Origin of the sequence: Tenuifilum sp. 4138str, from assembly GCF_041102575.1 — a bacterium.
Taxonomy (GTDB): domain Bacteria; phylum Bacteroidota; class Bacteroidia; order Bacteroidales; family Tenuifilaceae; genus Tenuifilum; species Tenuifilum osseticum.
Map to the genome: position 1 here is coordinate 263488 of NZ_JBGCUE010000003.1, position 21938 is coordinate 285425.

The 21938-nt window shown below is 41.8% G+C and carries 23 protein-coding genes and 1 tRNA gene; 4 read left to right on the forward strand and 20 right to left on the reverse strand.

The genetic code is table 11. The features are described from left to right. Positions 1–36 precede the first annotated feature (36 nt). The gene (gene zupT / locus AB6811_RS04760) at positions 37–849 is read left to right on the forward strand and encodes a zinc transporter ZupT (protein ID WP_439655709.1); all 813 of its coding nucleotides are present in this window, start codon (positions 37–39) and stop codon (positions 847–849) included. A gap of 83 nt (positions 850–932) precedes the next feature. On the opposite strand, the gene AB6811_RS04765 is transcribed toward zupT, so the two are convergent. The 15 genes from AB6811_RS04765 to AB6811_RS04835 all read right to left on the reverse strand — a co-directional run bounded on the left by AB6811_RS04765 (position 933) and on the right by AB6811_RS04835 (position 11848). Next, positions 933–1307, reverse strand: a complete 375-nt coding sequence (locus tag AB6811_RS04765) for a putative zinc-binding protein (RefSeq protein ID WP_369489294.1) — start codon at positions 1305–1307, stop codon at positions 933–935. A gap of 6 nt (positions 1308–1313) precedes the next feature. After that, on the reverse strand, positions 1314–1532 hold the full coding sequence (locus AB6811_RS04770; protein WP_369489295.1) for a DUF2798 domain-containing protein: 219 nt from the start codon (positions 1530–1532) through the stop codon (positions 1314–1316). A gap of 12 nt (positions 1533–1544) precedes the next feature. Beyond that, on the reverse strand, positions 1545–2618 hold the full coding sequence (locus AB6811_RS04775) for a hypothetical protein (RefSeq protein WP_369489296.1): 1074 nt from the start codon (positions 2616–2618) through the stop codon (positions 1545–1547). A gap of 14 nt (positions 2619–2632) precedes the next feature. Next, positions 2633–3148 (reverse strand): permease, encoded by a 516-nt coding sequence (locus AB6811_RS04780; RefSeq protein ID WP_369489297.1) that lies wholly within the window; start codon positions 3146–3148, stop codon positions 2633–2635. Beyond that, entirely contained in the window at positions 3145–3615 is a 471-nt protein-coding gene (locus AB6811_RS04785; protein WP_369489298.1) for a permease, read from the reverse strand. The genes AB6811_RS04780 and AB6811_RS04785 overlap by 4 nt, the downstream gene beginning before the upstream one ends. 192 nt (positions 3616–3807) lie before the next feature. Next, complete coding sequence (locus tag AB6811_RS04790; protein ID WP_369489299.1) at positions 3808–5151, reverse strand: permease; 1344 nt, start codon at positions 5149–5151, stop codon at positions 3808–3810. Between the two features lie 21 nt (positions 5152–5172). After that, a complete protein-coding gene (locus AB6811_RS04795) occupies positions 5173–5874 on the reverse strand; it encodes an aromatic aminobenezylarsenical efflux permease ArsG family transporter (protein WP_369489300.1) in 702 nt (233 codons plus the stop codon). Positions 5875–5876: 2 nt separating this feature from the next. Continuing rightward, positions 5877–6308 (reverse strand): nitrophenyl compound nitroreductase subunit ArsF family protein, encoded by a 432-nt coding sequence (locus tag AB6811_RS04800; protein WP_369489301.1) that lies wholly within the window; start codon positions 6306–6308, stop codon positions 5877–5879. Positions 6309–6310: 2 nt separating this feature from the next. Further along, positions 6311–6553: a thioredoxin family protein gene (locus tag AB6811_RS04805; RefSeq protein WP_369489302.1), complete on the reverse strand. Its 243-nt coding sequence runs from the start codon at positions 6551–6553 to the stop codon at positions 6311–6313. A 28-nt stretch (positions 6554–6581) separates the two neighbouring features. Beyond that, positions 6582–6932, reverse strand: a complete 351-nt coding sequence (locus AB6811_RS04810; RefSeq protein ID WP_369489303.1) for an ArsR/SmtB family transcription factor — start codon at positions 6930–6932, stop codon at positions 6582–6584. Between the two features lie 385 nt (positions 6933–7317). Continuing rightward, positions 7318–8148 carry a hypothetical protein gene (locus AB6811_RS04815; protein WP_369489304.1) on the reverse strand — a complete coding sequence of 277 codons (831 nt, stop codon included), beginning with the start codon at positions 8146–8148 and terminating at the stop codon, positions 7318–7320. A gap of 142 nt (positions 8149–8290) precedes the next feature. Then, positions 8291–8788: an RNA polymerase sigma factor gene (locus AB6811_RS04820; RefSeq protein WP_369489305.1), complete on the reverse strand. Its 498-nt coding sequence runs from the start codon at positions 8786–8788 to the stop codon at positions 8291–8293. A 239-nt stretch (positions 8789–9027) separates the two neighbouring features. Beyond that, complete coding sequence (locus AB6811_RS04825) at positions 9028–9918, reverse strand: MerR family transcriptional regulator (protein WP_369489306.1); 891 nt, start codon at positions 9916–9918, stop codon at positions 9028–9030. 65 nt (positions 9919–9983) lie between these two features. Further along, entirely contained in the window at positions 9984–10625 is a 642-nt protein-coding gene (locus tag AB6811_RS04830) for an O-methyltransferase (RefSeq protein WP_369489307.1), read from the reverse strand. Between the two features lie 2 nt (positions 10626–10627). Beyond that, positions 10628–11848 carry a M16 family metallopeptidase gene (locus AB6811_RS04835; protein ID WP_369489308.1) on the reverse strand — a complete coding sequence of 407 codons (1221 nt, stop codon included), beginning with the start codon at positions 11846–11848 and terminating at the stop codon, positions 10628–10630. A 581-nt stretch (positions 11849–12429) separates the two neighbouring features. On the opposite strand from AB6811_RS04835, the gene AB6811_RS04840 reads away from it, so the two are divergent. Further along, positions 12430–13104: a hypothetical protein gene (locus AB6811_RS04840; RefSeq protein WP_369489309.1), complete on the forward strand. Its 675-nt coding sequence runs from the start codon at positions 12430–12432 to the stop codon at positions 13102–13104. 220 nt (positions 13105–13324) lie between these two features. Continuing rightward, positions 13325–13636 carry a hypothetical protein gene (locus tag AB6811_RS04845; protein WP_369489310.1) on the forward strand — a complete coding sequence of 104 codons (312 nt, stop codon included), beginning with the start codon at positions 13325–13327 and terminating at the stop codon, positions 13634–13636. Positions 13637–14031: 395 nt separating this feature from the next. On the opposite strand, the gene amrS is transcribed toward AB6811_RS04845, so the two are convergent. The 4 genes from amrS to AB6811_RS04865 form a co-directional block, all read right to left on the reverse strand. After that, positions 14032–15156, reverse strand: coding sequence for an AmmeMemoRadiSam system radical SAM enzyme (gene amrS / locus AB6811_RS04850; protein ID WP_369489311.1), 1125 nt, complete (start codon positions 15154–15156; stop codon positions 14032–14034). 12 nt (positions 15157–15168) lie between these two features. Continuing rightward, positions 15169–17586 (reverse strand): spermine/spermidine synthase domain-containing protein, encoded by a 2418-nt coding sequence (locus tag AB6811_RS04855; RefSeq protein ID WP_369489312.1) that lies wholly within the window; start codon positions 17584–17586, stop codon positions 15169–15171. 10 nt (positions 17587–17596) lie between these two features. Continuing rightward, positions 17597–19126 carry an AmmeMemoRadiSam system protein B gene (gene amrB / locus AB6811_RS04860; RefSeq protein WP_369489313.1) on the reverse strand — a complete coding sequence of 510 codons (1530 nt, stop codon included), beginning with the start codon at positions 19124–19126 and terminating at the stop codon, positions 17597–17599. 232 nt (positions 19127–19358) lie between these two features. Continuing rightward, positions 19359–19434 (reverse strand) — tRNA-His (locus tag AB6811_RS04865). A 121-nt stretch (positions 19435–19555) separates the two neighbouring features. Between AB6811_RS04865 and AB6811_RS04870 the strand changes: the two genes are divergently transcribed. Next, positions 19556–20857: an oligosaccharide flippase family protein gene (locus AB6811_RS04870; protein WP_369489314.1), complete on the forward strand. Its 1302-nt coding sequence runs from the start codon at positions 19556–19558 to the stop codon at positions 20855–20857. A gap of 302 nt (positions 20858–21159) precedes the next feature. On the opposite strand, the gene AB6811_RS04875 is transcribed toward AB6811_RS04870, so the two are convergent. Next, positions 21160–21342: a hypothetical protein gene (locus AB6811_RS04875; RefSeq protein WP_369489315.1), complete on the reverse strand. Its 183-nt coding sequence runs from the start codon at positions 21340–21342 to the stop codon at positions 21160–21162. Positions 21343–21938: the final 596 nt, after the last annotated feature.

Consider the following 21938-nt stretch of genomic DNA (forward strand, 5'->3'; position numbering starts at 1 on the left):
ACTTTGTTTACTAAGGTTCATTTAATACCGTGAGATATGGAGTATGAGATGTCAAATATTCTTATAGCATTTGGTTTAACACTTTTTGCTGGTCTTTCAACAGGTATTGGGAGTGCTATTGCTTTTTTTTCAAAGCATACCAATACTAAGTTTCTGTCGCTTGCGCTAGGGTTTTCGGCTGGCGTGATGATTTATGTGTCGTTTATTGAAATTTTTTCCAAGGCACGTGAGTCGCTGGTCGATGCAATTGGCTTACATTTAGGTTCATGGATTACGGTTGCCTCCTTTTTCGGAGGTATGGCGGTTATTGCGCTGATTGATAAGTTTATACCCGAGCAGGAAAACCCCCACGAGGTTATGCTGGTTGAGGATGCAGAAAGTGGCCGAAAGCGTAAAGGGAAGCTGATGCGCATGGGGCTCTTTACAGCCTTAGCCATCGCCATCCATAACTTCCCCGAGGGCTTGGCCACGTTCACCGCAGCTTTATCGAACCCTAACTTGGGGATTGCCATTGCTGTTGCCATTGCAATACATAATATTCCTGAAGGTATTGCTGTTTCAGTACCCATTTTCTATGCTACAGGCGATAAGCGAAAGGCGTTTAGGCTATCGTTCCTCTCGGGTCTTGCTGAGCCTATTGGTGCTATAGTTGGATATTTGCTGCTTATGCCGTTTATTAATGGCGTTACATTTGGAATTCTGTTTGCCGCAGTTGCAGGTATAATGGTGTTTATCTCTGTTGATGAGTTACTTCCTGCTGCCCGCGAGTATGGTGAGCACCACCTTTCCATTTACGGACTTATTGGTGGCATGATAGTCATGTCAATCAGCTTGTTAATGTTTATTTGATAAACTAATAAACTTATCCCTAACAAATTACTATAATAAATTGCTGAGTCTTTGGTTGAGTTAATATTTATCGATTTTGTGAATCAATATATAACTTCAACCTTTTTGTACACTTTATTTACCACCTCTTCGGTTACAGGGGTTTGTCCTTTTTTGTAACCCAAATCGGTTACCCTAAAGTATTTGTAATCGGTAAAACCATGTCTATCCAGTATGCGTTTACCGCAATCGGTGGGGCAACCATCGAGCATAAGTATATTCTTTGATTTGAAGGCCTCGATGGACGGCTCTATACCTGCTCCAATCACTGCTAGGCAGTTCATCTTTCGCACTCCATTATCTCTAAGATTGCGGGCAACCAAATCGGTTACTTGTCCTAAATCGCAAGCGCCTGAACAGGCTAAAACCATGTACTCATCAACGCCACATAGGCACCCATGTCTTTCTTTGTTTTCCATATTAAATTATTTTTTTACAAGTTTTGAAACAATTTTTTTTGTGATAGGCATTACTACTAAAACCGTTGGAAATGCAACGAGGAAAGAGATTCCCCAACCCTTCATCCATATTAATAATTCGAAACCATGGTTCAAAAGAGCCATCACTAGCGTTACAACGCAAGTCATTATGGCAACCATGATGAACATTGAAAGCACGTTGGCCTGTTTTTCGTTTAACTTCATATGTTAGTTTTTTTAAAGTTTATACTCAAAGCTTAACACTATATGATTCTGAAAATTAACACTGCTGTCTTTGGGTTTCCAACCCTGATAGTTTAGTGAAATGTTTACCCCTTTAACAGGATTGTAATGAATTCCAGCAATATAAGTATTCCCAATTCCACTGTAATACCAGCTTTGTGCATCGCCGCTTATGGTGTTGGCCTGTAGCTGGTCGAAACGGCCAAATAGCTCCACATTCTTTGCAACGGAAACGCTACAGTAAACCGATAATCCGTAAAGGTTATGTTTGTTTATGTTTAAATGATTCTTGCGGTAGTTATACTCGGCGCCAATTCTGAACTTATCATCCAATTTATAGCCGGTAAAAATCGAGAATAGCTGTTGCTCCGATGGTTTTAGCGGGTTGTCCGATTTTGTGTAATCGGTGTAAAATCGGGTTTGTAGCCCCTTTATTGGGTTAAAATCAATGCCTCCGGCTATCTTAACATCGCCGTATTCATCCTGGTCGTACCGAAAGCCCTCGCCATTGGTTAGCGCAATATCGAAACCGAGCATCTCGTTAACCGTAAAATACCCGATTATCCCCAAATCGCCACTGGGTATTCCGTAATACTTATCCTGAAAGGTAGGTGCAACATAGCGGTAACCCCAAAACTTCTCCTGCGTAATGTAATGGTTCTGCAAAACGCCGCCAGCCTGTATTCTAACAAAGCTATTGGGTTTCCACTCAATGGATGCGAACTTTAAGGTCATTGTGTAGTAGCTGCCCTCCTTCGATTTATTGGTAACATCAAGGCTATTGCCCGATGTATCTCGCACTTCAATCTGTCCAACCGTGGTTGGGCGACCTGCATCAATAATAATTTTACCCGAGATTTGCTTGCTGAACTGGTACTCGTAGCCAAAGTGTGCACGGCCAAACCAAAATCCGTAGGTCTTTTTTGCATTTTTGGTGGCGTTGTAATCGAAATTGCCAAAAACCTGAATTATTGGTTTACCATTTGGTTTGAATGTGGAATCGGATGTTTGAGCAGTTGCAATGTATTTTGAAAAAAATACAAGTGCTGCAAGGAGTGCTGGTTTCATAGCTAACTTTATTGTTATGGTTGTTTAACTTCAAACTTTTTCCCTTTTAAGTACTTTTCCATGGCAAAGCCAATGAGTATGAATATTGGCAGGGTTATTAGAGTTCTCAGGAGCGAGAATTTGAGCCCCAAAAATCCTATCTCGAAGGTTATCATCGGAATTTTAATGGTGGAGTATGCCCCAAGGTAAATAAATATGTTTCGGATATTACAGCCCTTAATCCAGAGTAGATAGGCAAAGGGAAAGGCTCCGTAAAGTGGGCCAGCCTGAAGCGATGCCAAAAGAATAACCAGGAGCGTTCCCTTCCAACCCGAGTCCTCTCCAATATGTTTTTCTATTTTTTCTCTGGGCACCCAAACATCAAAAAGTCCTATAAGAATGAACATCAATGGAAGGAAGAGTATCATCTCCTTAAAAAACATCCAGAAATTTAAGGCAATTTGTTCCCCTGCTCTATTGTCATACAAATATGAAAATCCTATAAATAATAGGAAGAGAATAGGGAGGAAGTATTTTTTTATATTTTTCATAAAAGAAAAATCATTATAATACCAATTGCTATAGCTGCTACAAAACTTACAACATTCCTAAGGATACTTACCTTCCATCCAAAAAACTTAGCTTCCACCGGAAGGGTTATTAACCCTACCATTGTAAGGGTGGTGATGAATATTGCGACCGTGGAGTATTCAACTCCGTTAACAATAAGAATCTTGCAAAGCGGGAATGCAATAAATCCTGGGATAAGCGATACCGAACCAATGACTGCAGCAATAAAGTAGCCTTTAATGCCTGAATCCTTCCCTATTAGGCTGGCCAGAGTATTGTTTGGAATGATAAAGAACATAATACTAACCAGTGCCAGCATTGTAACCAGAGCTGGCAACAATTTGAGAAACATCTTTAGCCCCCGAGTGACACCTCTAATGGTCTTTTGAGCATCAGCAAGCAACGATACCACTAGAAGCACAGAAACCACTATGGTTAACCCAATCATTATATTGTGTTTGAGGGTTATAAATTGAAATCAAAAAATACAATTCTGATATTACATTTCCCCATGAAGATTCGGGCTATATTTTAAATTGATGGGCTTTAGAACATCAATTGCAACCATACCGGATGCTATCCACATCCGGTGATGGTGCAATACATGCTTTACGTATAAAGTTATCAAAATCTTTCATGGCTAAAAGAAATAGCCATATATAAGGCCCGAAATGGTTGCCATTACCACAACTAAAAGAACGTAAACGGCTGTTTTCTTAGTTCCAATCACGCCTCTGATTACAAGCATGTTGGGTAGCGATAGCGATGGCCCTGCAAGGAGTAGAGCCAGAGCAGGCCCTTTACCCATACCGGAAGCAAGTAGCCCTTGGAGTATGGGAACCTCGGTTAGGGTGGCAAAGTACATAAATGCCCCTACAATGGATGCAAAAAAGTTGGCAAATATTGAGTTGCCACCTACCAGGTAGGCAATCCACTCGTTGGGTATAACCCCTGCTATGGTTTGCCCATCGTGTGTCGATCCAAGTAGGAATCCGGCAGTAACCACCCCTACTGCTAGTAGTGGCATGATTTGCTTTGCAAATCCCCACGAGGCTATTGTCCATTCCTTATTCTCGTCATCATTTTTATCCTTTAGGGTGATAAAGGCTAAAGCAATAATCCCTACCAGCATGGGTACAAGCGGGAGTACTTTGGGATCGGCGATGTACATATTAGCCAGTATTACTGACAACAATGTGGCACCAATAGCTCCGGCTACCCATTGCCATTTTATTTTAAGGATATAGATTAAAGAGTAAGCGAGCAATAGGCCGAAAAACCCGGTAATGTACCACTTGTAGGTGTATAGATAATACCATGCACTCGATGTATCGTCGGCAGCAGGCTTTCCCCAGTTGGCAAAAACAAGTATTAGTACCAGCGTGAAGAAGTGGAATGAAGTTTGCCACATGGGGCGTTTTTCGGGAGGTAGAACTATGTTCATTTGTCCTTCGCGTTTAGCTTGTTCCTCCTTGCGGTAGATTAGTGACATGGCTATGCCAATAATTACACTGAATGCAATAGCCCCAACAGTTCGGGCAATACCCATTTCAATGCCCAAAATGCGGGCTGTGAGAATAATGGCTAGAATGTTGATTGCAGGGCCGGAGTACAGAAAGGCAATGGCTGGCCCTAGACCCGCTCCGCGTTTGTGTATACTGGAGAAAAGGGGTAGGATTGTGCAGCTGCAAACAGCCAGTATGGTACCCGATACTGCTGCAACAGTGTAGGCAAGCCATTTTTTTGCATTAGCTCCAAAGTACCTTAATACTGAGCCCTGGCTCACAAAAACAGAAATAACCCCTGCAATAAAGAACGCGGGTAGCAGGCATAGCACAACGTGTTCACGGGCGTACCAACGCGTTAAATCAAGCGTGGCATCAATGGCTGTTCTGAAGGTTGCATTATCAATCGGCATGAAAAAGGCAAATGCAAAGAAGAAAATTATCCAGAACAGTATTTGTAATTCCTTTTTGTTTTCCATTTCAAGGTTTGTTTAAAATTGCTATAAAAGAAAAATGCTTAGGTAGTAAATTCCAACGCCTATAAAGACAACGGCTACCACACGCCTAAACCATAGCTCAAAGGTTTTTACCTTATTGTATAGGTTCCCAATGCCATGTACTGTAAATGCAATAAAGTATGCAAATATGATAACTGGCAAACCTGTGCCAAGCGCATATATGACCGGTAAGTATAACCCTTTAGCGCTGTATATTGTTATGGGTATTAGCATTCCAAAGTAGAGCACTCCGCTATAGGGGCAAAAGGCTAAAGCAAAAGCCATTCCCATAATTAGTACACTAAGAAAGTTTCCGCTTTTGGCTTTTTCTCCAAAATTTTCAGTAAGTTTTCCTGCCCCGCCCAGCTTAATCTTTATAATATCGAGCATGAACAGACCAATAATAATAAGTGCGGGTCCAATTATACGTTCACCGTACTTATTTAAAAAGCCAGCTATTTTAAATTGGCTCGCCCCAAAAAAGAATAACAACCCAATGGCTGTATAGGTAATGGCTCTGCCTAAGGTGTAAACCAGGCCGCTGTAGAATACCCTGCGTTGGTTCTCAATATCCTTACTGATATATGCTATAGCGGTGATATTGGTTGCCAGGGGGCAAGGACTTATGGCCGTTGCCAACCCTAGCAAAAAAGCGGTTAGTATTGGAATGTTCGAGCTGTAAATGAAATCCTGAATAAAATCCATGGCTAACCATTGATAAGTTTTTTAACTTCGTTGGATAGTTCCTCCCTGAATTTATCGGGGTTGCGACGTGCTGTTCCAAATGCCATATTAGTAAGGTTGATCACCTTATCGCCCTTTACAAGCAGCAGCGATGAACCATATACTCCATACTTTTCGCAAATCTGCTTGTTTCGTCCTTCGTCGGCATTAATAACCTGTAGCTCTACCTTTCCTTCTTCTGCCTCTTTTTTAAGGTTTATTTCAAAGGTTGCTTTGGTTTCATTTTCAATGGCAATACAAGTTGGACAGCGATGTTCGCCATGGAAGTAGTAAACGGTAACAGGGTTTCCACTACCATCAGTGCTAGCAATACTGTTTTTTTCGCCAGAATTTCCCATGCAGCTTGCAATGGTTAAACTTGCCACTGCAAGCAAAAAGTATTTTAGCGCTTTCATATTTACTGCTGGCTTTTGGTTATAATTTCCTTTAGTTCCTTTGCATCGGGAACTCGGCCCGATAGAACAACTTTCTCGTTAATAACAAGCGCTGGGGTACGCATAACTCCGTAGTTCATTATATCCACAATGTCCTCAACCTTTGTGATGGTTGCCTGAACTCCAAGTTCATTAATTGCATTCTGGGTAGCCTGTTCAAGTGCCTTGCACTTGGGGCATCCTGTTCCCAAAACCTTTATTTCCATTGTTTGAAGTTTTAATGGTTTAACATTATTATTCTGATTTTCCAGCATTTGTGCTACATGAATTTGTATTTACCGTTTTCCAGATATTACTATTAAAAAAACGGTCGAATATTTCACGGGCTTCATTCCATGCCTCGGGGCGGATACAGTACTTGATTTTGGGCGGATTGAACTCCCCTTGTATCAGGCCTGCCTCGCGCAGCTCAGTTAAGTGCTGCGATAGCGTACTGCGGGCTATTGGTAGGTCGTTTACTATATCGCCGCTGTAACAGCAGCTTTGCTGCGAAAGTATTTGAAGTATCTGCACCCGTACTGGATGGCTAAGCGCTTTGGCGTAACGCGCCAGTTTTACTTGTTCCTCGGTATAGTTACTTTTCATCTTTCTCCAAAAAAAATTCTTGGCAAGTATACAAATATTTTGTATTTCGTAAAAATACGAAATGATTTTTTTTAAACTTTTTATGGGTCTTGTTTGTAAATTAATCCCTTTTGGTGAAACTACCCGTTGGCTTTCATGATAGGATGCCAGAAAACTTTGGTCATTTTAGGGAAAAGTTACAGTTTGTTAACTAGGAAAATTCAGTTAAGGTTACTAAATATGTAATAGATAAAGGGATGTTTGTTGAGAAGATTGATAAGTGACAAGATTAGCACTTGCAATATCGTGCACAACACTAGCAGCTAGTCATTATAAAATTCTTATTAAAGAATAGATCTTGCTTGGTTATGGGCGAGCAAATGGGGTAAGGCAAAGGTTTTAGGGGTTAGTAGCTTATCTTTCGTGTGATTTTGTACTCTAGCTTTTTGTCCCTAACCTTATTATTTTTGGTTACCCTGCACTGGTAGGTGAGTTTTTCAGTCCAATTCCCGTAGCTGTCGTATGTATACTGGTAAAAGTAACCCTGCTCCATTTTACTGTTGGGGAGTGCTTCCAGCACAATATCGCCGTGTGAGTTAAACTCGCGCTTTATGGCTGAAGGTGGCTCAGGCAGTTTAGGGTCGAGTGGGTAGGTGGTTGCACCTATAAACTGTTCGTTGGATTTGTAGCTAAGTACCCTTACTGTATTGTTTTGGGGGAGATAAACAACCCGCTCCTTTCCGGTTAGCACGTTTTTTTCGTTAAAAACCAGAACCTCGGTAATTTTAAGATCTTTGTCGGGGATTACTTGTGCCCGTTGTTTAAGTTGATTCTCAAAAAACAATGTTATCTCTTCAAGTACTCCAGAGGTGTCGTTGTAGGTTAGCAGGATTTGCTCATTAATCCATCCCTTAAAATTCATGAACTGCCTGTTTACCTTTTTGGTGAGTTCGCCTTTTGCATTATACTCCCATTGGCTTTCACCCATAATTCCACCTGCTTTGTTGTACCGTTTTTCGCTAACAATTTTTCCGTTTGAGTTGTACTGTTTTACTATTTTAAAGTAACTCGGAGTTCCGCTTTTGGGAATAAGCAACTCATGTACTTCCTCAACCTTGCTGAACGATGGGCCTTTCGATTCGGGTGCAAGGGAACTAAAGTATACGTCAATCACTGGCTGCGAAGCCAATGTGAGCGGAAAAAGCAAAAATGTGATTACTATAAGTTTTAGTTGCATTGCACCTTATGGTTTACTGCAAATATAGCAATTCCCTTATTTCCACTTTAAGATATTTTGGGGTTCCTGTAAGTAATCTCATTTATAAAATGAAAGAGCGCTACCTGTGTAGCGCTCTTTTCGGGACGGATACCGAATTATCCTACTCGTAGTCCTTTAAAACATTCATCAGTTTTTGCCTGGAGAAGAAGATTCGGCTTTTAACGGTACCGATTTTAAGGTTTAGCTTTTCGGCTATCTCCTTGTACTTGTAGCCCGATGTGTGCATCTGGAAGGGGATGCGGAACTCATCGTCGAGCTCATTAATCTTTTTACTAATCTCGCTGTGCGAGTACATGGCATCGGGGCCAAAGCTGTCGGGTTTGCTGTTTATTAGGAACTGGTTGGTGCTGCCATCAAAGGTGGTGCTCTGCTTTACCGATTTACGGTAGTTGTTAATGAAGGTGTTCTTCATAATAGTAAATGTCCACGCCTTGATATTTGTGTTATCCTCAAACTTATCCTTGTAGGTTAAAGCTTTAAGGTAAGTTTCCTGTAACAAATCGCGAGCATCCTCGCGGTTTGCTGTGAGACTGTATGCAAATCGCTCCAGATTTGGCTCCAGCTCTATGAGTGCTTGGTTGAATTCTTGCTGTGACATATGATTTGGTTTTAATTTAGACTAGTTAAAAATAATTTGTTGAAACAAATTTAGAATAAATCTAAACAATGTGCAAGATGATATTTATCAATTGATACAAAACTTATTATGGGTTCTAAATAAGTTTATGGCAACTTGATTGTTTTGGTTGGCGTTGAATGAATTTGTCTAAATAGCATGCCAAAAAAAAATCCCGCCAGGGGCGGGATTTATAACGTTAATTAGCTTATTTGGGGTGGTTACTTAATTATTGTTGGGTCGAGTCGGGCAATTATCTTCATCAGGTCCTGAGCCGATGAAACGTAGGTAAGGTACGATGGACCGCTTTTCTCCGTAAAAGCATGTCCGGTTGCAATAATCTCCACATCGGGTAAGGCCTTCTTCATGGGCTCAAAGGCCTCGTCCATATCGGCACTAACAAACGATGAAAGCGATGTAAACACCATTTTGCAGCCTAAGTCCTTGGAGCACCTGATAACATCGTCGATTGGTGTCGATTGGCCAAGGTAAATGGTCTTATAGCCTGCATTCTTTGCTATATAGGCAAAATATAGTAGTCCAATCTCATGGAATTCGCCTTCGGGTAGGAAGAAAATGATTGGTGTTGTTTTCCCAATTTCGGGTTGTTTGCAGGTGCGGTAAAGGTGGCTAAGTAAATTCCGAATTACGTTACTGGCAAAGTGTTCGTGTGTTGTAGTTATTGCTCCGGTTTGCCATAGGTCGCCAAGCCTTTGGAGATATGGCAGAACCAGATTCTCAAATGTGTACTCAATTCCATGCTTCTCGGACCATTCGCTGATGTGTTTTAGCAATTCGGTTTCATTGTACTGTATGGTGGCTGTAATCATGGGTTCAAGGTTGATATTGCCCATGCGGTGGTCCGATACAAACTTGGAGGCTAGGTCCGAAAGCTCTTCAAGCGACATGCTTGCCAGCTTGCTAATCCTAAAGCCGCGCTTAAGCAGTAACGATAGGTTAATGATAAACCTTAAATCGTTATCGTCGTAGCGGCGGATATTGGTGTCGGTTCGTTGGGGTGAAAAAATATTGTAGCGCTTTTCCCACATCCTTATGGTAGATGCTCTTATTCCTGAGAGCAACTCCATTTGCCTAATAGTGTATTGAGCCATTTTGCTAACTGCTAAAAGTGTTTATCAGTTTAACGCTAAAACGGTTAAAAGGTTTAACAAAATTATCAGATTTTTTTTCTAACAATCATCATTCCATCACGAATTGGCAGCAATACATTTTCAAGGGTGGTGTTTTCCTGAACCATTTTGTTGAACTGTCGGATTGCTTTTGTTTGCTCGTCGGTGCATGTTGGGTCAGCTACCTTGCCATTCCATAAAACATTATCGGCTATCAGAAATCCACCAGCGTTTAATTTTTCTGTACATAAGTTCAAGTACTGTGGATACTCCTTTTTCTCACCATCAATGTATATCAAATCGTATGTGTGGGGAAGGCCGGGGATTACTGTAAGGGCGTTGCCAATGATAAGGTTAACCTTGCTGGAGACCCCTGCTTTAGCAGTATAATGTTCAATGGTTTCCTGCAGCTCATCGTTTACCTCAATGGTGTCGATGTATTTGCCTGCTGGAAGCGCATTTGCCATGCAAATGGTTGAGTAACCTGTAAATGTACCAATCTCAAGTATACGATTTGGGCGTACCATCTGGCAAATCATCTCAATGAATTTACCCTGAACGGGGCCGCTTATCATGCGTGGGTTATAGGTGGTAAGGTATGTATGGCGGGTTAGCTCGTGGAGCACCTCATCCACCGGGGTGGTGTGGCTTTCGAGGTATTTGTCAATCTCATGGTTTGTGGTATACATGGCTACTTGTATATTAGCATCGACAGCTTATTGGGGCTAAGTATTTCATTGGCAATCTCCATAACCTCCAACGATGTTATCTCCTCAATTCTTTTGAATACGTTCTGAATGTTATCGGGGCGTTCGTAAACCAAAATACTTTTGGCCGTGGAAATCATGAGGTTTTCCCCGCTTTCGGCACCAATGGCCAGTTGGCCGATAAGCTGTTTTTTAGCTTTGGAGAGCTGCAGTATACCCATCCGTTTATTTCGTAGGCCGTCCAGTTCCTGAAGAATAAGGTCAATTGCCTTATCGGTATCAGCCTTATCGGTGCCAAAGTAAATGGTAAATATACCGGTATCGCTGTATGGAGTGTACGACGATTCCACATTGTAGGCCAAGCCATGCCGCTCACGGAGCGCCAGGTTGAGCCTTGAGTTCATTCCCGGGCCTCCAAGGATGTTGTTTACCAGGTGCATGGCAATACGGTTTGGGTTATGCAGGTCGTACGCAGTAGTGCCAACAATGCAGTGCGATTGGTAGGTTGATTTCTTAACGGTTTTTCTTTGTGGTAAGTATTCGGTAATAGGAAGCCTTTTGTAGTTACGGGTGTTTGGGTGTATGCCACCAAAATACTTTTCGGCAAGCTTTACTATCCGATTAAATGGGATGTTTCCAATTGAGCAGAAAACCATCTCATCGGTGTTATAGGTGCGTCCCATAAAATCGACAATGTGTTTTCTGGTAAACTTCCCAAGCTGCTTTTTTGTACCTAGAATATTTCGCCCAAAGGGGTGGTTAGGGAAAATTAACTCCTCAAAATCATCAAAAATTAATTCGGAAGGCGAATCGTGGTATGAGTTTATCTCATCAACAATTACTTCCTTTTCCCGCTTGAGTTCTTTCTCAGGGAAAGTGCTATGGAACATGATGTCGGCCAGTAACTCAACTGCGCGGGCGAAATCTTGCTTGAGGAACGTGGCATGAATAACTGTTTCCTCCTTGGATGTGTAAGCATTCAGGTCGCCACCCACATCCTCCATGCGGCTCATGATGTGAAATGCCTTGCGTTTTTTTGTTCCCTTAAAAATTACATGCTCAATAAAATGGGCTAGGCCATGCTCATGATCAAACTCGTCGCGTGTGCCGGTATTCACCATTATGCAGCAGTATGCCACTGGCGAATCGGTTCGTTTGTGGGCAAGTCGTATCCCGTTTTGTAGTGTATAGAGTTCAAATTCCATTCCCGCAAAATAATCTGCAAACCTATTACATTTATATGGTTTTACAAAAACCCTTAAGATTGAGTTTAATCGTTCACTTTTCCACAATTCTTCAAACTTACCCTAACTCCTTCTAACTCCATCGAGTTCTGTTTATTTCGAAAATTCCTAATCATCCCGAGTTATTCCCCCTCTTTGGCGCGCGTCTGCGGACGCGTGTAAGCGAGGGAGTTGGGCGGAGCCCAAGCCAAACGCAGCACTTCAGCCAGACAAAAAAAAAGTTTTTTGTTCGTGCCTGAACAAGGGAAATTTTACTAAATTTACAGAAGGCTACCGGGCGGAGCGATGTATGCCGCACGCGTTTAAAAACGAGCGGGAGCGAGGGTAATAAAGCGTAAGAAGTAATTGTCACGGACTACAAGTCCGCGCCAGCAATGGCGGGTGAAATGTTAATGTTACCCCACGGATTGGCTTTGCCGAACTCCCTCGGTCGGTTGCAAATCCGCGCGAGCGGGGAGGTTAAGGGAAGCAGAAATAAAGACAAGAAACAAGAATATTGATAAAGTGGTAAAACAAATCATAATAACCAAAACATTTTAGCCATGAAAAACAAGGTATTTATTTTATTTTTATTTATTATTCAATTCTCATATTGTCAGTCAAATGGAGAATATGATGAAAAAATAGTTGATAATCATTCTCGGTGTGGTATTTTAGAAGCACCATTTATGATAAATGAGCTTATTGAGATTTATAAAAAGGATAGTCTTATTATTAAAAGAATATTTAATAGAGAGGCACACAATAGGACGGAATATACCTTGTATTGTTACAATGTAGTTGCGGATTTTTTCTATAAAAGGCTATTAGAGTATAGAAAAAGTAAGAATAAGGCGATTATTGACAAAATGATTTCTGACTTAAATTATAATAAAAATATTGTTAAGCCAAAGATTGATTGGGCACATGTTTTTGAAACTTGTCTAACTTGTGCATTTGGAGAGTATCCAGATGATAGATTCTTCTATTTTCAGTTTTCTATTATGTTTATGGGAGAACAGGAGATAAAAGAAATGATAAGTGATGAAAACGGAGAACAGTGGAGATATGCATTAATGGCAATTAAAGGAGGAGATTCATTTACTTTAACCAAAGAAGAAAATTATGCAAGATATGTATTAGATAGGCGTACAGCACGATATATAATAGAAAGGTGGAAAGATAGTAAGCTTAAAGAGGTGCAGGATCTTATAGCTGTTTATAAGAGAGTAATGTAGCTTTGTCTTTTTTTAGTAAGGGTAAAAAACGGATTATTTCGTTAATATTTTCCACTTTTGTAAACTTTTGTTTCAACCCCCGCTCGCGCGGATTTACCTTCGGTGAGCTCCCTTCGGTCGGTTGTAAATCCGCGCGAGCGGGGGGTTGAAAGATTTGAATATCTTCCAGAAGAATATATAATGCCAGCAGATAATACAAAAGTTGTAATACCCGGAACAAATGGCTATTAGTGAAAAAGAACATAAAAGAAACACAAAGCAATTTCTTATTTATTCATTGGCATTTATTTGCATAATTGCAATAGGTATCTATGTTAAGCAAAAAGGAAAGAGCGAAGATGAACAAATTAATAAATATGGATCTTCAACCATAGGTTGGATTTATTACACCCAAAATTCAACAAGGGGATTATGGGTAAAATATAACTTTAAAGTAGAAAATAAGACTTTTAAAGGAGTGCTGAGAACTTATAAAAAAGGCATTAAGGTTGGTCAGAAATATGAAGTAGAATACTGTCTAGTCCTGAAATAAGTCTACAGGTTAGAAATAGATTTAAGCGACACACATAAAAACATGATCAGGGGTTTTAAAGCCCAAAGATACATGTAATCTTTTAGAGTTGTAAATGCTCACGGCCTGATCGACGGCTTTTCTGGCCAGGTGGGTAGAGGGGAAGGGCTGGTTGAGGAAGAACACCAGCTCGCGCGGATTTACCTTCGGTGAGCTCCCTTCGGTCGGTTGTAATCCGTGCGGTTGTAGTTCGGTAAAGCCAATCCGTGCGGTTATTTCAATAAAGCATAGTTGAAATAAACAATAAAGAGTAAGAAGTATTTGTCACGGACTACAAGTCCGCGCCAGCAATGAGTGGCATATGCCGCACTCGTCCGCAGACGCGAGTGAGCAAGGGGAGCAGTGCGTTGAAATAGCTATGACCATCGCCCATTAATTTTTGCTCCACACCAGCCGCATTTCCCATTGTTAAGGTTAACAAGTGCTACATTGTATCCCTTGCGTTCCACAACCACCTTACCGCATGATGGGCAAATGGTATCGCCCGATCCGGGCAGAACTGTATTGCCTATGTAAACATACTTTAACCCACACGATTGGGCAATCTCTCTTGCCTTAATCAGCGTTGATGTTGGTGTTTGTGGGAGTTGGGTAAGCTTGTATAACGGGAAGAACCGGCTAAAATGCAACGGCATTTCGGAGAATCCATTACTTGCCAGCCACTGGCACATCTTACGTATCATGGCATAATCATCGGTCCATGTGGGTATAACCAGGTTGGTTATTTCAACCCAAACGTTCATCTCGAGCAGTATGCGTAAGGTGTTAAGAATAGGCTCCAGGGTTCCTGCATTTAGCTTTAGGTAGATTTCATTACTAAACGATTTCAGATCGATGTTGGCAGCATCAATCCCTTTTGCGAGTTCGCGTAGCGGTTCCTCGTTTATGTAACCGTTCGATACTAGTACATTGCCTATGCCCTTTTTCTGAGCAATTCCGGCGGTTTCATACATGTATTCGTAAAAAGTAATTGGCTCTGAGTAGGTGTATGCTATGCTTTTGCATCCATTGCGTTTGGCCTGCTCAACCACCTGTTCGGGGAATAGCTCTGCATTTCGGGTGTCCTTGGGGCTACTTTGCGAGATCTCCCAGTTCTGACAGTTCAGGCAACCAAAGTTACAACCAGCCGTTGCAATGGAAAACGATTTGCTTCCCGGGTAGTAATGGTAAAGTGGTTTCTTCTCAATGGGATCGATATGTACGGCGCACGGATTACCGTAGGCAATGGTGTATAGCTTTCCGTTGTAGTTAACCCGGTTGCGGCACTGGCTGGTTTCTCCGGGACGAATATTGCACTCATTGGGGCAAAGGTTGCAACGCATACCGCGCGGAGTGGGTGTGTAAAACATTGCCTCGCGGCTCCACTTCCAGGGTTTATCGTCCAACCCAAATGCCGATAGGCTTAAGTATCGCAGGGCCATTAAACTACCGGTTGCTAATAGGCTCCTTTTTAGGAATTCGCGGCGCGATATCTTTTCCATGGTATAAGTTTTTTAAACTTTAAGAAACAGGTAAATGCCAATGAAAACCAATAATACCGAAATGCTTGAGAGAAATCCAATTGATGGTATTAGCAAAAGTGTAACAATTACAATGCCAGCAGCCGATCCCATAAGGTCGGCAGCATAGGTTTTGGCAGGTTGGTTGGGGTTAGAGTTTGAATTCTCGGTAATACTAATATACAGGTAGCCAACACTAAACGAAGCAATGAGTATCCCTGCACTTACAATGGCTATTAATAGCCAAATCTCCACATGCATCATAGTTATAAAAAGGGCAAAAAGAATAATAAATGAACCGATTAGTGATATTTTTATGTGTTTAGGTTTTATACTGATTACCTTCCCGTATGCCATTGAGCCTAGCGCTAGTCCTCCCATGAAAAGGGCAATCATTGCGCCAAGCGTGCCGTAAAGTAAGCCTGCTGCAATTTGTAGAGTTAATAGGTAAAGGGTTTGGATAGCCGATCCGGCAAATCCTACAGCATACATCGCGCGCAGGTGGTAGTTAGTAACAAAGAAAGGGATAAGCAAAAGGACGGCTCCAACGACCAAAAGTAGCCAAATCTTATCGCCAAACATCGATAGGTACCCTAGCGTGTTCTGTAATACCGGCCAAGGATGATTATCTGTGTTTATTTTCTGGGTTGATTGGGTTTGCTCATGAAAGAAATGGTTACGCTGAGCAATGTGCTCATCGTTGATGTAATCGGGGCGTACGTATAGGTTGGCTTCGCCAATATTTTGCTCGCTTAGTAGTTGGGCCATATCAATACGTATAGTGCTATCCGATGCAAGCAGGTAATCGCGCTCGCCACTTATTACCTCTACTTTGCGGAAAACGCTTTTAAACGTGGCTGTTATCGACGTGTAGGCCTTTTGCCTTGGTGCCGATGGGTAGTTCCCAATACCTGAAAGGCTAATACTTAAAACCCCATCTGCTGTCAAGTGCTTCTTTAAAAGTTCAAGGAATTCAATGGTAAAGAAACGGTTTTGTTCAAGCGATGTTGGCTCGGGCGTTGTGATAATTGCAATGTCGTACTTTTCCGATGATTTTCTCAGAAAACCACGAATGTCACTATTAATAATTTTAGTATTGTCCGGGAAATCAACCTTACAATAGTTTCGACTCATCCTTAAAAGATGGGGATTAGGTTCTACATAATCTACTTTTTTTACTTGCTTATACTTTTTCAGCTCATCAATCAGACCCGCATAACCTCCCGATACCAGTAAAACCTTGCTGGGCATGTAGCGTTGCGCCATGGTGTAATGCACTACTTCCTCGCAGTAAATGGTATTTTGCGTGCCAAAAAGCATTGTTCCATTTTCGAAAAAATTGAACTGATCCTCCGAACCGTTCACGGTTATACTTCCATAGGGCGAATCGGTTACCGATAGTACCTTCTGCCCCGGAAAAAGCATCGACTCCGCTTTAATATCAAAATTTAATGTTTTTACTGATATGCCTATTGTTAAAAGCGCCAGTGGAATAGCAAGTTTGGCAATATTTTTAAGGGGGTAGGCTATGATTAAACTTGCTAAAAATCCAACAGCAATTGCTGCAAGGTATGTATTAAAAATCCAGATAATTACAAGCGATAGCAAAAGTCCCCCTGCCAAACTTCCTAATGCTTCGTATGCATAAATGGATGGGTATTCCGATTTTATTTGTTTGGTGAGCAAGGCGTAAACCATGCCCGATGGGAAAGCGGTGGGAGTCATCATTACGACAATCATCACTATAACATGGTAAGGTGGAATAAGCACACCCGACGGGAAAAAGGTTTGCCTGATTTCGCCCGATAAGAAAATAAAAATTATGGCTGAAAGAAACATAAACCCTAGTGCCATTCGGGTTAACTTTTGGGGGTTTATCCCGTTAGCCGTTCGGCTTCCGGCAATGGCACCCGCAGCCGACAGTAGCATCCATATACCTATTATCCATGTTATTAGGAACTCGTTCCCCTGGAATACCTTAGTGAACTGCCTAATCAGCAGTACCTGAAGCGATACCGAGAGTAGTCCAAGCGCAAAAGCTGATTTAACAAGTTGCTGCTGTGTATTAACCGTTACCGTTTTGGTTTGCCTACCCCTAAACAAAAGGTATTTGCTGAAGTACCCCCTGTGCCAAAGGGTATGAATGAATGCCACCACGCTCATGGCAATCCCAAGCTGAACGTGCCACTGTAGTATGACCTTAACATAACTCCACCCCAGCTTATAGTTTATATTGATTGTTAGTAGAATTCCAAGAATGGCACAGCCAAGGAATACAAACAGCAGAGCAAAGTTCCAGAACTTCCGATGGGTTGAAAAAGATATAATGCCTGCTTGCACCATTAGGCTGCCAAGTAGATAATATATGGTGATGGCTAACGAAATGGGAATCAGGAGGTAGGGTGAACTCATGAGTGGCAATCTACTTTAAGCCCAGTTCCTTCTCATCGAAAACAATGGCCTCGTAAGTAAATATTTCGGCATCGCGCCAGCCATCCCACCCAATACCAGCCTTGTCGCGTGCGCAGTGGCCAAGGAATTCTTCAAGCGACCATCGGGTTTCCTTTGCCACCTGTGGCAAAAACGTTCCGGAACGACCTCCTTTTTTGATATATATTCCGTGCTTACCCAGTTCAATCTCCTTAATGTTGCTTATTCGTTTCATTGGAGTAAGAACCGAAATCTCAATATCAATATCGTTCAACTCATCGGCTGTTACCGATTCAAAACGGTAATCCTCAGTTGCCGCCGATATGGCCATGGCCATTACTACACGGTAGAGTGGGGTTGTGGTGGAAAAATTTCCAATGCATCCACGTAACTTACCGTGGTTGTGCAGGGTTACAAAAGCACCGGCATTGGTTTTTAGAGTTGATGATAGTTTGGACTCATCGGGTGGTGTGGGGGTTTTCCCGGAAAGGTATTCGGTGATGGTTTTCCGTGCAAGTTTGAGTAGCTCGCGTTTATCGTTGTTGGTTAGGTTGAAGTCTGCAGTTTTGGCTTGCTGTTGAATGGCAGCAATAGCCCAGTAGCCTACAACCCTATCCTTGCCGCCGTAAGGCGAATCGCCGGAGTTCCTATACATAATTGTTTTGTAGGTAATACCCGGTTTCCCCTCAGTGATTTTCAAAAGCATAAGCCCCGATGTCCATCCACACATGGCTGTTGCCAGGTCGTCGATACCAGCATTCTCGTTTCGGATTTTGGCTTTCATGAACTCTACAGGCGAGTTAGAGACAATGGCATGGGCCATATCGTCGTCGGTGCGGCGGGCATCCTCGTAAGAGGGGTAGTGTGAGAAGTCGGAACTGATTATGAAAAGATTATCGGGGTTAAGGTATGGTTCTAATGCTTCGGCCAAAAGGGTAACAGTGGCTTGCGATTCGCCACCAATAATTATGGGGATAATGGAAAAATCGTTTTTTAGCCAGTATTGCAGAAATGGCAATTGAACCTCAAGGCTATGCTCCTTGACATGTGGTTTTACATCAACCGTAAATACCTTATGGTTTTGAACGAGTTCGTTTGCCAAAGGGTCAATAGGGACCCTGCCTAGTGGCGTAATAAATGCACCTTTGGTGTAAACGGCTGCTCCTGTAAAAAACATGGTGTGGCTCGATCCTATCAGGAAGATATGCTTGAACTTTTTATCCCTGTCAATTTGCCTATACCCGCTTGCAGCCACTTGACCGGAAAAAACGTAACCGGCATGAGGTACAATTAGGGCTAGGGGCTGAGCATCCATAACCTTTTGTGCACTATCGAAGTAAGATTTCACCTCCTTTTCCAGCTGAGCCTTTGTGCCGGGATAAAATTGTCCTGCTACAGCTGGTTGCCTATCGAAATCGTTAGGTTTATTCATATTCTGTCCGTTACACGATGTTTCGGTTACTATTAAAACTGTTAGCGTAAAAGCACATAGCTTTTTACTTCGGTTAAGCAGATTATACATTATGCTAACGGTTTGGTATTTCCCCAAATTTACCTTTAGGATAGGGAAAAGTCAAGGGGAAACGACAGAAATATTTAAGCAGGAATGGAATAGCGTTTTCAGCTGAAGCGGTTCCTCTAGGAGTGTGTTCAGAAGTTTTGAAGAGGAAGTAATGACCGGCAGAAAATTTGAAAATAATTTACATGCAAGTTAAAATCTATCAAATTAAAAAACCCGGCTTTTGGCCGGGTTTGGGTGGAAGATGGGACTTGAACCCACGACCCCCAGATCCACAATCTGGTGCTCTAACCAGCTGAGCTACATCCACCATGTCAATTGCGGCTGCAAAGGTATAAACATTTTTTCTAAATGCAAAAATGTTCAAAAGTAATTTGATAAAACGCTGTTTTGACATCAATTTTAATACCTTCGCATTAGTAAGTTATATTTATGTTTGGCCTTGTATCAAATTCTACACGCGCATTGCAAGCTTTTCAGGTAATGCGTTTTGTAGCCATGCTCACCATTGGGATAGCCATGGCAAGGCTTGGCTTTGGCAAAACTGCAATAGGAAACTATGAGGCGGTACTCTTTATTAGCGGGCTACTTACTACATTTTGGGTTACAGGGCTAATTCAAGCATTGCTTCCGCTTTATACCCGTAGTGACGACATTTCAAAAGATGATCGTTTGTTTAATGCCTTTATGGTCATTTTTGGGCTTACTGTTTTGGCTTGCCTGTTTGCTATTGTTTTTAACGCAACAATTACTGGTTTTGCAGCCATTAATCATAGCCTTTTCCCCTTGATGCTACTTTACATGCTTCTGAGCACCCCTTCAACAATGGCCGAATACATTTACTTTCTGCACGGAAATTATAAGGCTATGCTATCGTATGGCGTCATTACCTATGGCATTCAGATAATCCTTGTGGTTTTGCCTGTATTGTTTGGTTTAGATGTGGCATTTGCTGTATTGGGTTTGATAGTGGTATCGGCAGTCCGTTTTATTTGGTTAATATCGCTTTTAGTCCGTAATTCAAAATTCAGAGTTAATGTCGATTTTTTAAAGGATTACCTAAGCGATGGCATCCCGCTTTCCTTGAAATTCCTTATTAGCAGCTCAGGCTTATATATCGATCAGTTAATTATTGGATACTATTACGATTCATCAACCTTTGCGGTTTACCGTTTTGGAGCGCGCGAAATCCCATTGGCTACAATTCTTGCAGCATCGTTAAGCAACTCCATGCTGGCCGATTTTGCCGACAGGCAAAGGCTGGGAAATACTCTCTTGAATCTTAAGCTGGAGAGTTCAAGGTTGATGCACATTCTTTTTCCTACCTCTATTGCTGCAATTCTATTATCCCGATGGCTATTCCCCCTTGTTTTTGGGGCTGAGTTCCAGGAAAGTGCTAATGTTTTTATGATATACTGCTTAATTGTATTAAGCAGGGTTATATTCCCTCAAACGGTTACCCAGGGATTTCGTAAAAACGTGGCTGTACTATCCATTTCAATTGTTGAAATGTTCATGAATATCATTCTGAGCCTTTTGCTGGTTAAGTATTTTGGAATAAATGGAGTAGCAGCAGCAACGGTAATTGTTTATGCCCTTGAAAAAGTGTTGCTTATGGCATACAACTCCTACCAGTTGAAAATTTCTTTAGTTTCATATGTGCCAGTAAAAATATTTTTGGCCTATTCCCTGTTAACACTTTCCGCTTTTGTGTTTGCTTGGTTTTTCCTGTAAAGCAGGTATAAAGGTAAAAGCAATTAAGTGGGAAGTAGCCAATCAAGCACTTTGTTAAGGTTGCGTTCTTAAATGTTGAACTGAGATTCAATGTTGTTTAGTTAAGGTTATTTGTAATGTTGCGCGCAAGCGAAACATAACGCAATCGTGCTGAGTCCCGATTTATAGGGATAGACTTCGCTGAAACATCTCATTGCTCTTTTCTCTTCATTCCATTGAAGAGATCCCTCGACTTTGCTCGGGATGACAAATGAAGTCATTCGTGTAAGTTACTCGTTGTTCGTTGTTCGCGAAAAACGACCTCACCCCAGTCCTTTCCCCTGAGAGGGAATAGAGCGGAAGAAGCAAGAAGAGGCATAAAAGCCTGACCCGGCAATGGGTCGAGGGTGGAACGTGGCGGTGGGCTTAGTAAGCGATACCAAATGAGTCACGCCAAAGGCGTGGCGAATAGTATCCCGTGGCAGTTCCACCCGCGGGGCACCCATCGGGTCGGGCTTTTCAGCCTTGATTTTCTTTGGTTCTTTTTTGTATCAAGACAAGAAAGAACATGTAAACCGCTCTTTGCAATGTTTTTCCTTTGCGATGCAAAGCCTCACCCTTGCTCTTTGGCATATTCATTGCGTGCATCGCTATACATGTGGGAATAATCATGGTGTTACAAAATATTACGCACCTACGAGGCTGGAAGCGTTGTTCATTGTTCGCGAAACTATTGTCATGTTGTGCGCAAGCGAAACGTCTCAATGGGTCGATTAGAGATCCTTCGCTGCACTCAGGATGACAGGCATGAATATTTTTGTTAACTAAACGACATTGAGCTGAGATTAGTCAATAGAAACACTAAAAACATTTAAATAGCTTGTTTCTTTCGCCGTATTCCTATAAAAATGTTGCCTCTTCCCTTTACTAGCCCTGTTGAATTCTGTTCTATTTTCCTCTAACATCCTCTAATTCCATCATGTTCGATCTATTCTGTCTCATTCCGCCTCATTCCTTCTTAAAATTACCCATTTACTATTAACTTTTAGCGGCACGCGTTTAACGGCTCATGTTTAACGGACTAGAACTTCCTCTAACTTCC

What these genes read in the sequence shown, in the direction of transcription:
- AB6811_RS04785 (WP_369489298.1), bottom strand. Translation starts at nt 3,615, where the DNA reads ATGATTGGGTTAACCATAGTGGTTTCTGTGCTTCTAGTGGTATCGTTG.
- AB6811_RS04790 (WP_369489299.1), bottom strand. Translation starts at nt 5,151, where the DNA reads ATGGAAAACAAAAAGGAATTACAAATACTGTTCTGGATAATTTTCTTC.
- AB6811_RS04815 (WP_369489304.1), bottom strand. Translation starts at nt 8,148, where the DNA reads ATGCAACTAAAACTTATAGTAATCACATTTTTGCTTTTTCCGCTCACA.
- AB6811_RS04840 (WP_369489309.1), top strand. Translation starts at nt 12,430, where the DNA reads ATGAAAAACAAGGTATTTATTTTATTTTTATTTATTATTCAATTCTCA.
- AB6811_RS04830 (WP_369489307.1), bottom strand. Translation starts at nt 10,625, where the DNA reads ATGTATACCACAAACCATGAGATTGACAAATACCTCGAAAGCCACACC.
- AB6811_RS04800 (WP_369489301.1), bottom strand. Translation starts at nt 6,308, where the DNA reads ATGAAAGCGCTAAAATACTTTTTGCTTGCAGTGGCAAGTTTAACCATT.
- AB6811_RS04835 (WP_369489308.1), bottom strand. Translation starts at nt 11,848, where the DNA reads ATGGAATTTGAACTCTATACACTACAAAACGGGATACGACTTGCCCAC.
- amrS (WP_369489311.1), bottom strand. Translation starts at nt 15,156, where the DNA reads ATGGAAAAGATATCGCGCCGCGAATTCCTAAAAAGGAGCCTATTAGCA.
- AB6811_RS04855 (WP_369489312.1), bottom strand. Translation starts at nt 17,586, where the DNA reads ATGAGTTCACCCTACCTCCTGATTCCCATTTCGTTAGCCATCACCATA.
- AB6811_RS04820 (WP_369489305.1), bottom strand. Translation starts at nt 8,788, where the DNA reads ATGTCACAGCAAGAATTCAACCAAGCACTCATAGAGCTGGAGCCAAAT.
- AB6811_RS04775 (WP_369489296.1), bottom strand. Translation starts at nt 2,618, where the DNA reads ATGAAACCAGCACTCCTTGCAGCACTTGTATTTTTTTCAAAATACATT.
- zupT (WP_439655709.1), top strand. Translation starts at nt 37, where the DNA reads ATGGAGTATGAGATGTCAAATATTCTTATAGCATTTGGTTTAACACTT.
- AB6811_RS04870 (WP_369489314.1), top strand. Translation starts at nt 19,556, where the DNA reads ATGTTTGGCCTTGTATCAAATTCTACACGCGCATTGCAAGCTTTTCAG.
- AB6811_RS04805 (WP_369489302.1), bottom strand. Translation starts at nt 6,553, where the DNA reads ATGGAAATAAAGGTTTTGGGAACAGGATGCCCCAAGTGCAAGGCACTT.
- AB6811_RS04875 (WP_369489315.1), bottom strand. Translation starts at nt 21,342, where the DNA reads ATGGGTGCCCCGCGGGTGGAACTGCCACGGGATACTATTCGCCACGCC.
- AB6811_RS04765 (WP_369489294.1), bottom strand. Translation starts at nt 1,307, where the DNA reads ATGGAAAACAAAGAAAGACATGGGTGCCTATGTGGCGTTGATGAGTAC.
- AB6811_RS04795 (WP_369489300.1), bottom strand. Translation starts at nt 5,874, where the DNA reads ATGGATTTTATTCAGGATTTCATTTACAGCTCGAACATTCCAATACTA.
- AB6811_RS04780 (WP_369489297.1), bottom strand. Translation starts at nt 3,148, where the DNA reads ATGAAAAATATAAAAAAATACTTCCTCCCTATTCTCTTCCTATTATTT.
- AB6811_RS04845 (WP_369489310.1), top strand. Translation starts at nt 13,325, where the DNA reads ATGGCTATTAGTGAAAAAGAACATAAAAGAAACACAAAGCAATTTCTT.
- AB6811_RS04810 (WP_369489303.1), bottom strand. Translation starts at nt 6,932, where the DNA reads ATGAAAAGTAACTATACCGAGGAACAAGTAAAACTGGCGCGTTACGCC.
- AB6811_RS04825 (WP_369489306.1), bottom strand. Translation starts at nt 9,918, where the DNA reads ATGGCTCAATACACTATTAGGCAAATGGAGTTGCTCTCAGGAATAAGA.
- AB6811_RS04770 (WP_369489295.1), bottom strand. Translation starts at nt 1,532, where the DNA reads ATGAAGTTAAACGAAAAACAGGCCAACGTGCTTTCAATGTTCATCATG.
- amrB (WP_369489313.1), bottom strand. Translation starts at nt 19,126, where the DNA reads ATGTATAATCTGCTTAACCGAAGTAAAAAGCTATGTGCTTTTACGCTA.